Here is a 9,324-nt window from a genome sequence, read left to right on the forward strand (position 1 = left end):
AGATAAAAAAAGGAAAATTCAAATCTAAATAATAAAAAACATAGAGTATGGAAATCTTGTCAAACTACTTCAGTGATACTATCTGCCAAAAGCGAATTGTAATTACAGGCGGCACAACAGGAATTGGTAAAGCTATTGCAGATTTGCTAGTTTCTTTAGGCGGTCGAGTGCTTATTTTCGGAAGAGACGAAAGTGATTTTTATAATGCTATGGATGATATTAAAACAAAATCATCTAAAGGAGAAATCTTTGGAGAAACGGCAGACATCACTAAAAAAGAAGACATTACCCGAATTTGGGAAAGAGTCGACAAAGTTCTAGGCGGAATAGATATTTTGATTAACAACGCCGCTTTGCCTGCTGGGGGAATTATTGAAGGTGAATATGATGATTGGAAATACATTTTGGAAACTAATATTTTAGGATATATCGCTTTCGCGAAAGAAGCAGTCAACAGAATGAAAGAACAGCAATCTGGACATATTGTAAACATTGGTTCTATGAGTGCCGAAGTAAAAGAAAAAACCGGTGTTATTTATGTCGCAACAAAAACCGCCATTAGAGGTTTTAGCACTGCACTTCGTAAAGAAATTAATCCGTTGGGGATTAAAGTTTCACACGTTGAGCCTGGCGCGGTCACAAGTGATATGCAGCCAGAACCAAAAGAAGTTCAAAAAGAAAAAATAAATGAAATGGAAATGCTCGAAGCAAAAGATATTGCCATGAGCGTTTTATTCTGCTTATGTCAACCCAAACGTTGCGATATTGTGAGCATGCAGGTTAGGCCTCATCTTCAAATCATTTAAAAGATACCCCACACTTTTTCATTTTTTTAATTTGAAAACACCTGTACAATTTCTGTGCAGGTGTTTTTTTATCCTTCTTTAGAAAATAAAAAAGAGCGATAAATTACCGCTCTTTTCTTCGTTATTAATCTGTTTTAGTTGCATCATTTTCAGCAATATCATTCCGAGAATTACTTTTATGTCTAAGCGCTTCATAATCGGCATCATCTCCCCAATCTCCAGTATTTGGCTTTTGAACAGGATTGTTTCTGTCACTTAGATGCTCATCCCTATTTTCATCATTTGGAAAATACATATGATAACCCAAAATAGGATCCCAATTTGATTCTTGCGTACGATCAATTCCATCTTGAAATAAATCGTTTTGTTGATTTCTTGTATCCATTTTCTAACTTTTTTATACCATCAGAAACCGCAGAAACTGAAAGTATGATTATTACTTTGTTTTCATAGATTGGTAAAATTCAATAAATTAAGTTAATGGGCTGTTACAATATTTCGGAGAAATTTTATATCATTCTATTTAAACTTACTAAAATTAAAAAAAATGTTTCCAAAATGGATTAAGAAAATATTAAAAAATATTACGTTTCGAATTTTAAAATCAAATACCTGTAAACATCATGTTTACAGACTTATTTAGTTCCAATTGTCTAACAATTCTACTGCAAGTTTTGAAACAACTTGTTCATCGCTATTTAAGAATGATTTAATCTCATTTTGTGCTTTTTCTCCTTTAATCATTGCTAATGCCTGCAGGTATGTTCTTGAATTTAGATCGCTTTCTTTTCTATTTTCTTCGCAAACTTGAATTAATAAATCAACAGATTCAACATCTTTCAATCTTCCTAATCCTAATGCGGCATCATATCTAACGGCAAAATCTGATTGCTTATTTTTTAAAATTTTTCTAAAAAGTTCTTTATGTCTTTCTAAAGGAAAATTAGCTAAATATTCTATTGATCCTCTCTCCCACTCGGAATCTTTGCTATTATTTTTATACATTTTCTCAAATGTAATTTGCTGATCATTAATATTATTTTCAACAAATAAATCTACCAAAGCTACTGTTCTGTATTTTTCATCATTTATTAAAATTGGCAAAAGATCAATTAATTTTTGGCTTTTATTTCCTTTTAATGCATCTGCGCTCCAATATCTTATCGTTGCATTTTTGTATTTTAAAAAGTCTAATAAAATAGTTGTACTTTCTACATCATTTCTACTTCGTAACGCTCTAACTAATTCTTCGATTATTTTTTCGTTTTTGCACTCTTTTAAAGTATTTTGGATATCGGGCAATAATTCGTCAGAATAAAGAATTTTATTTAGTGGAACTGAAAAGTAATAATCATTTGAAACCTTTTTAGATCTCAGTAATTCTAACCAATATTTTACATTTTTAATTTTTTTCGATTCAAGATAACAACTTAATAAATCATTAGAAACAGTTTCTTTTTGATTTATTAATGATTTTAAATACTCATTGTCAGTACTTGTCGGACTATTTGCTAAAGCTTGTAAAGTAATTTTTCTTGTTTTATCATTATCTAAAAAAGGTTTAACGGTCTCAAGCAAATTTCCTATTTGAAGTTCTTTTACCGTATAAATTGCATATCCTTTACTATTTATATCCCAATTTTTAACAGCATTTAAAACTATTTTCTCCGTTTCGGGATTATTTCCAGTTTTTGATAAGATCTGAATCGCTAAAATTCTAGCTTTTACATTGTCACTATTATATCTTTGATAAGCTGTTTCTTGTAAACTCTTTTTATCTAGTTTAAAAAATAAAGGTAGCATATGAGCATCTCCAAAATTTTCATTTTCTACTAAAAAATCAAACAATTCAGTGGTATGCTTTGTTTTTAAATGCAGAAGCGCCATTCCGCACCAAATCAAATTCCCTTTATCTTTTTCAATTTTTAGTTTATTTAATAATTGTTCTTCTCTTGTTAGATCATTGGAAGCGCCAATTATTAAATAGGAGAATAAACGTTGAAAAGAGTTTTCTGAATTCAACATTTTATCAATATTGTCAATATATAAATCGTCTTTTTTGAAATCGCTTAAAGGAAAAATCGACAAAGTTTCGCCCTTTAAACTAGAACTTAATTGTGTAATGTCGCTTTGAGGAGTTAAAAGATTTGAATATTTTGAAAATAAATCATTTAGTTGGTCTTCATTAAATGTCTCGTTCAAAGACAATTTAAAATCAGCTTTAAAGTTTACTGCATACTGACATTGAGCCTTTGTAAAAAAAGTTAACAGAATAATTGTAATGATTAAGTTTATTTTCATTTCTATTTTTTTATCATTTCGAATAAGATAGTTTTCATCTCTTTTACAAGCCTACAGACCATTTTTTGTTTAATATCTTCTAACGAATATAAGAATATTTATACAACATTTTTCCAACTTAATTAGAAGGACATTTAATCTTATTGTATTTTTTAAATTTCAAAAAATCTAAGAATAATAATTACCTTTAGATTCCTCTAAAGACCAATTATGACTGAGATTTTCAAAATGTTTAAAATCACAACTGCCGAATCTGAAAAAATTATGCAATCGGTAAACGAACCTCATGCGCATGATTTTGAAGAACTTATTATTGGGAATAAAGGTCAGTTGGAACATTTTATAGATTTTCAATCCAAATTGATAGACGCGCCTTTTATTAGTTTTGTCACTCAGGGAAAAATTCATCGCGCCAAACCGCTCATAAAAAATGGCGATTGCGATATGTGGGTTTTACGATTTAAAAGTGAATTTATTGCCGAAACTACTTTTAGCCTTTATGCTTCTTTTCATGACAAGGCAAATATCAGTCTGCAAAGCAATCAATGTTTTGAAAAACTCGATACAATCTGCAAAATTATTTTTGATGAATATGAGCAGGAAGCTCCAGATCTTGCGGTTATCAAACAATTATTAAGCGCTCTTTTTACGATTATCGAATCGGAAAGAAGAAAGTTGAATTTGGATAACGATGAATCGAAAAAAATTCAGAGTTCTACTTTTAAAAATTTTCTGAGATTATTGGAAGAACATTACAAAGAATCTAAAGACGTTAATTTCTACGCAGAAAAACTCTTTATGACTTCGCGAAATCTAAATAATATCTGTCAAAGTATTTTACAGCAAAGTGTTTCGGAAATTATTGAAACTCGAAAATTAACCGAAGCCAAAAACCTATTAATGACTACAGATAAAAACATTGCTGAAATAGGTTATGAACTCGGTTTTAATGAAAAAACCTATTTTACACACGCTTTCAAACGAAAAGCAGGAATGACTCCAACCGAGTTTAGAGAAGAAATGAAAAGGCTTCTTTCTTAAAAACACAACCTTTCTTCCGAAAATCGTTACCCCTTTCGTTATATTTAATTGCAATTTTGTATCTCAAATTAAAGATACTTTTAAGCAATTAATCATAAAAAATGAATCGTAAAGATTTTCTAAAAACCATGGCAATTTTACCTATCGGAGCTGCAGCAATGAAACTCAGCTCACTTAAAACCGCTGTAGATACTTTTGGACCTACAGAACGAATGCCAGTTCTTTTTCTAGGACACGGAAATCCGATGAACGCATTGGCAGATAATAATTTCACGCAAGGTTTTCAGCAAGTGGCAAAAACACTTCCAAAACCAAGAGCGATACTTTGTATTTCGGCACACTGGGAAACCAAAGGAACTTTTGTAACCGCAATGCAAAAACCACCCACTATTCATGATTTTGGAGGTTTTCCGCAAGCACTTTTTGATGTTCAATATCCTGCGCCTGGAAGTCCAGAATTGGCATTAGAAACACAAAAACTGATTACTTCGACTTCTGTTGGATTAGATAATAGTTGGGGATTGGATCACGGATGTTGGACGGTTATTAAATTTCTTTATCCAAATGCAGATATTCCGATTATCGAAATGAGTATCGATTATTCTCAACCTGCTTCATATCATTATGAATTAGGAAAAGAATTGGCTGCTTTACGCCGAAAAGGTGTTTTGATTGTTGGAAGCGGAAATACCGTTCACAACTTACGCCTTGCCGCTTGGGACAAAATGATGGTTCCAGGTTATGCTTTTGAATGGGCGCATATTGCGAATGAAAAAATGAAAAGCATGATTTTGGATAAAGATCATAATTCACTAATCCATTTTGATAAACAAGGAAGAGAATTTGAATTGGCAGTTCCAACTCCAGAACATTATATGCCGTTATTGTATATTTTATCGCTTCAGGAAAAAGACGAAAAAGCAACTATTTTCAATGACGAATTGGTGGCTGGATCACTAAATATGATGTCTGTAAAAATAGACAAAGCATGAGTTTAAAAAAGCCTTTTTGGATCGCATTTGCATTCCTTATTACAATATCAATTTTCAGTTTTACGATTATGAATTCAACTAAAGAAAAAACTAAACTGCATTATTTAATTAGAGAACCCAAAATAAAAACAGCAAATCCGCCATTGGTAATTTTGCTTCATGGCGTTGGCGGAAACGAGCAAAATCTTTTTTCGTTTGCTCCCGAATTGCCCGATAATTTTGTAGTGGTTTCGGCTCGTGGACCATTAACTTTTGGACCAAATAGTTTTGCTTGGTTTCAGGTAGATTTCTCTACTGGAAAACCTCAGATCAATGCGGAACAAGCAGAAAACTCAAGATTGATGCTGATTGATTTTATTAACGATTTAAAATCTGAAATTAATTTTAATTCTGAAGAAGTTTATCTAATGGGATTTAGCCAAGGCGGAATCATGAGTTACAGCGTTGCGCTTACTGCACCAGAAAAAGTAAAAGGAATTGCCGTAATGAGCGGAAGACTTTTACCCGAAATAAAACCTTTTATGGCAGATGAAAAACGTCTTGAAAAACTTAAAATCTTCATTTCACACGGAAAACAAGATGCAGTTTTGAATTATCAATACGCCATCGATGCTACTGATTTTCTGAAAACCAAAAACTTAAATCCTGATTTTCATTCTTACGAAGAAGGTCACACTGTAAATAGACAAATGTTTGATGATGTCAATCTTTGGTTAAAGAACAATATCCGTTAATAAAAAAAGCCTGTAAACGTAACATTTACAGGCTTTTTTACATGAATCTAATTCCCTAAATCAAGTAATTAAAAAGTAACTAATTTCACTCCCAATGTAAACCATCTTGAAGGCAGTGGCACTGCTCCTACTTCATAATACGTTGCATTGAAAATATTTTGTCCATCTAAGAAAATGGTGAATTTATTAATTGTCTGACTTACTCTAAAGTCATTTACCCAATACGAAGGTCCCGTAATTCTTTCGTTAAAACGAGTTGCAAACATTACAGATAGATTTTTAAATTGATAATCTATCGTATTTGTAATTTGATGTTTTAATGAAGAAATTGAATATTTCGAATACGTTTCTGTACGCGCTGTTTTGAATTCAGAATCTAAATATGTGTATCCTAAAAGAATGTTCAATCTAGAATCTTTAGAGAAATCAAATCGGTAAGTTCCGCGTAAATTGATTCCGTTTGTGTTTAAATCTCCTGTGTTTTGACTTTGCCACGGCTGAGTTGTCAAATTACGCATCCAGTCGATGTAATTGTCAATTTTTCTGTAGAAATAATTCGCATTAAAGCTCAAAGCTCTTTTGTTGTATTTAAATCCAATCTCGCTCTGAAAAGCATTTTCTGACTCTAAATCTGCATTTCCGATGTTTCCAGTTTGTTTCAAATACAAATCTGTGAATGATGGAATTCTTTGGCTTGTTCCCACATTTCCAATGATTTTAAATGAGTCTGTAATCTCATAGCTTGCATCAATTCCTGGATAAATTTGCCATTTATAATCTGAATTGTAGTTTAAATACGTTCCAATGTTTACATCTAATTTCTCCGTAAAACTTGTTCTGTATTCTGCATAAAGACCAACATTATCACGATCATGATCTCCAATGTTTGAAGAATGAATATTTTCACTTCTGAATTCAGCTCCAAAACCAATTTCTCCTTTAGATAATTTAACTGTAGAGTTCAATTCTCCCGCAATAGAATTCGTATAATGCTGACTTCTTCCAACTGCTAAATTTGAGTTTCCTAAATAACGGTAATCGTCATAATTGTATCTGTAAGTAACTCTTGGCATAATTTTCCAATTCTCCGTAATTTGATGATTCGACTGAATATTTGCAAATGTTGTCTGAACAATTTCAGTAGAGTTTTTATCTCCAGGCGCTGCGTAAAATCCGTTTGCTCCAAATCCGTTATTGATGTAACCCGCAGAACCTAAAATTTCGTTTTTATCATTGATCTGCACATTTCCTTGGTAGAAAATTTTATTGTTTTCGAATGCTGTATTGTAACGGTAACCGTTGCTTTTATCGTGCGAAGCAAAAATCAAATGCTGTTGTTTTTCTTTTCCTAAAACAGCTCCAGCTTGAACTCCTGTTCCGTAAAAAGTATCTCCTGTATCTTGCGTATCTTTTTCAAAATTAGAACCCGCATAAGTGCTCACTAAAAATCCAGAATCGGTAGGTTTTTTTGTAATGATATTAATCGCTCCCGTTAAGCTGTTGATTCCGTAAATTCTCGCAGCCGGACCACGAACCACTTCAATTCTTTCAATTGCCTCAACTGGAAGAGGAAGATTCAACATATTATGGGCAGTTTGCGAATCGATAACTTTTGCTCCGTTTAATAAAACAACAGTTTGTTCAAAACTTCCCCCATCAACACTGATGTCGGCTTGAGTTCCAAAAGGACCTCTTTGTCTAATATCGACTCCGTTAGCATATTGCAAAACTTCTTGCAATGTTCTTCCTGGAAGTTTTTTTATGGTTTCGCTTGAGATAACGTAAACATTTCTGTTTTGTTTTGAAACTGGCGTATTAAAACGGCCTTCGTTAATAATAACCTCATCCATTTGGTTAATGGAATCTTTTTTGGTCTGTGCGTAAAAATTGGTACAAATTACTGTAAAAACAGCAAAATAGATTTTTTTCATTTTGGTTTACTATTTTTTTGGCAAAAGTAACCTGTTACCGTACCAACAAAGTATACCAGTTTAATAATTATAAGTAGACCGGAAGGTTTTCTATTCTATTTTGCGTAAAATTAAACAAAACGAAAGAAAAGCTGAAAGATATTACTTATAAATCAAATATTTAGCTCTCATTTTTTTGAAGTCTGCCAAACCTTTTTTCCAGCTATTTCTAATTTCTTCTTCAGAAATTCCAGCTTCAATTTGCTGTTGCAGTTTTTCATTTCCTGCACGAATGGCAAATTTTCTTTTATCGAAAAACTTAGATTTATCCGATGTGGTTTGATAGGCTTTAATAAGCCATTTAATCTCCAATCTATTTATTCTTGGAATCGAAGACAAATCTTCTCCGTTACATTCCACGCCTTTATACAAAGGATCTTTATCACCAAAATTAGGTTTTGGCGTAAAAGAGAAATCGCTTTTTGGAAGATATGGAGAACCATAAATCTGAAACTGTTTTTCCGTACCGCGTCCCATGCTCACATTTGTTCCTTCAAAAAGGCATAAACTCACATATAAATTAATCGCCTGATCGTTTGGTAAATTTGGCGAAGGTCGAACAGGCAAACTATAAGAACTTTTTCTAGTATAATTCAAACACGGAATTACAGTCAATTTACATTGAATTCCGTCTTTTAGCCATTTTTGTCCGTTGATCATTTTGGCTTCTTCCCCTAAAGTCATTCCGTGAAGCAAAGGCGTTGGATGCATTCCGATTCCGCTTTTAAAAGCAATGTCCAAAACCGGACCGTCGACAATCGCAATATTCGGATTGGGACGATCCAGCACAATCAGTGGAACATTGTTCTCAGCGCAAGCTTCCATAATGCGGTGCATAGTAGAAACGTACGTGTATAATCGCGTTCCAACATCCTGCAAATCAAAAATCATGATATCGATTCCTTTCAATTGCTCTGGAGTTGGCTTGTTGTTTTTTCCATAAAGCGAAACAATCTGCAAACCTGTTTTAGAATCTATTTCGTCAGAAACATTTTCTCCAGCGTCAGCCGTTCCTCTAAAACCGTGTTCTGGTGCAAAAATGCTTTTGATTTTTACTTTTTGTTCAACTAAAAAATCGACCAGATGTTTTTCTTTAGTGATAATTCCGGTTTGATTGGTCACAACGCCAACGGTTTTTCCTTTTAATAAAGGCAGGTATTTTGAAGAGTTTTCAGCTCCTGTTTTTATTTGCTGCGCGAAAGAAACTGCTGAAATCATCAAACAGATTATTATATTTTTCATGGTAATTATTTTTTTTATTTTTTCCCGCCACGAATTCACGAATTATTTTTTCAAATCTATATGGAAATCGACGCGCTGAATTACACTAATTAATCTGTAATAATTCGTGCAATTCAAAACGAATAAAACGAATAAAACGAACCAATGAATTTAAATAATTCGTGAATTCGTGGCGAAAAAAAACTTTTAATACTTATTAATTTGTCTCCAGATCTTGGCACTAAAATCATCTTTGTAC

The 9,324-nt window shown here is 32.6% G+C and carries 8 protein-coding genes; 4 read left to right on the forward strand and 4 right to left on the reverse strand.

The annotated features are described in order from the left end of the window. Positions 1–47 precede the first annotated feature (47 nt). On the forward strand, positions 48–806 hold the full coding sequence (locus ACE01P_RS22020; RefSeq protein WP_379701198.1) for an SDR family oxidoreductase: 759 nt from the start codon (positions 48–50) through the stop codon (positions 804–806). 124 nt (positions 807–930) lie between these two features. Here ACE01P_RS22020 and ACE01P_RS22025 read toward each other — a convergent pair whose 3' ends face one another. Both ACE01P_RS22025 and ACE01P_RS22030 read right to left on the reverse strand, forming a co-directional pair. Then, the gene (locus ACE01P_RS22025) at positions 931–1,191 is read right to left on the reverse strand and encodes a hypothetical protein (RefSeq protein WP_379701199.1); all 261 of its coding nucleotides are present in this window, start codon (positions 1,189–1,191) and stop codon (positions 931–933) included. A 254-nt stretch (positions 1,192–1,445) separates the two neighbouring features. Next, on the reverse strand, positions 1,446–3,107 hold the full coding sequence (locus ACE01P_RS22030; RefSeq protein ID WP_379701200.1) for a HEAT repeat domain-containing protein: 1,662 nt from the start codon (positions 3,105–3,107) through the stop codon (positions 1,446–1,448). A gap of 210 nt (positions 3,108–3,317) precedes the next feature. Between ACE01P_RS22030 and ACE01P_RS22035 the strand changes: the two genes are divergently transcribed. The 3 genes from ACE01P_RS22035 (at position 3,318) to ACE01P_RS22045 (ending at position 5,874) form a co-directional block, all read left to right on the forward strand. Beyond that, a complete protein-coding gene (locus tag ACE01P_RS22035) occupies positions 3,318–4,148 on the forward strand; it encodes a helix-turn-helix domain-containing protein (protein ID WP_379701201.1) in 831 nt (276 codons plus the stop codon). A gap of 101 nt (positions 4,149–4,249) precedes the next feature. Then, positions 4,250–5,140, forward strand: coding sequence for a 4,5-DOPA dioxygenase extradiol (ygiD, locus tag ACE01P_RS22040; protein ID WP_379701202.1), 891 nt, complete (start codon positions 4,250–4,252; stop codon positions 5,138–5,140). After that, a complete protein-coding gene (locus ACE01P_RS22045) occupies positions 5,137–5,874 on the forward strand; it encodes an alpha/beta hydrolase (protein ID WP_379701203.1) in 738 nt (245 codons plus the stop codon). Before ygiD ends, ACE01P_RS22045 begins: the two co-directional genes overlap by 4 nt. 68 nt (positions 5,875–5,942) lie before the next feature. Here ACE01P_RS22045 and ACE01P_RS22050 read toward each other — a convergent pair whose 3' ends face one another. Both ACE01P_RS22050 and ACE01P_RS22055 read right to left on the reverse strand, forming a co-directional pair. Beyond that, positions 5,943–7,805: a TonB-dependent receptor plug domain-containing protein gene (locus ACE01P_RS22050; protein WP_379701204.1), complete on the reverse strand. Its 1,863-nt coding sequence runs from the start codon at positions 7,803–7,805 to the stop codon at positions 5,943–5,945. 141 nt (positions 7,806–7,946) lie between these two features. Continuing rightward, positions 7,947–9,086, reverse strand: a complete 1,140-nt coding sequence (locus tag ACE01P_RS22055) for an exo-beta-N-acetylmuramidase NamZ domain-containing protein (protein ID WP_379701205.1) — start codon at positions 9,084–9,086, stop codon at positions 7,947–7,949. Positions 9,087–9,324 lie beyond the last annotated feature (238 nt).

It is taken from the genome of Flavobacterium sp. HJSW_4, from assembly GCF_042436695.1.
Lineage (GTDB): Bacteria > Bacteroidota > Bacteroidia > Flavobacteriales > Flavobacteriaceae > Flavobacterium.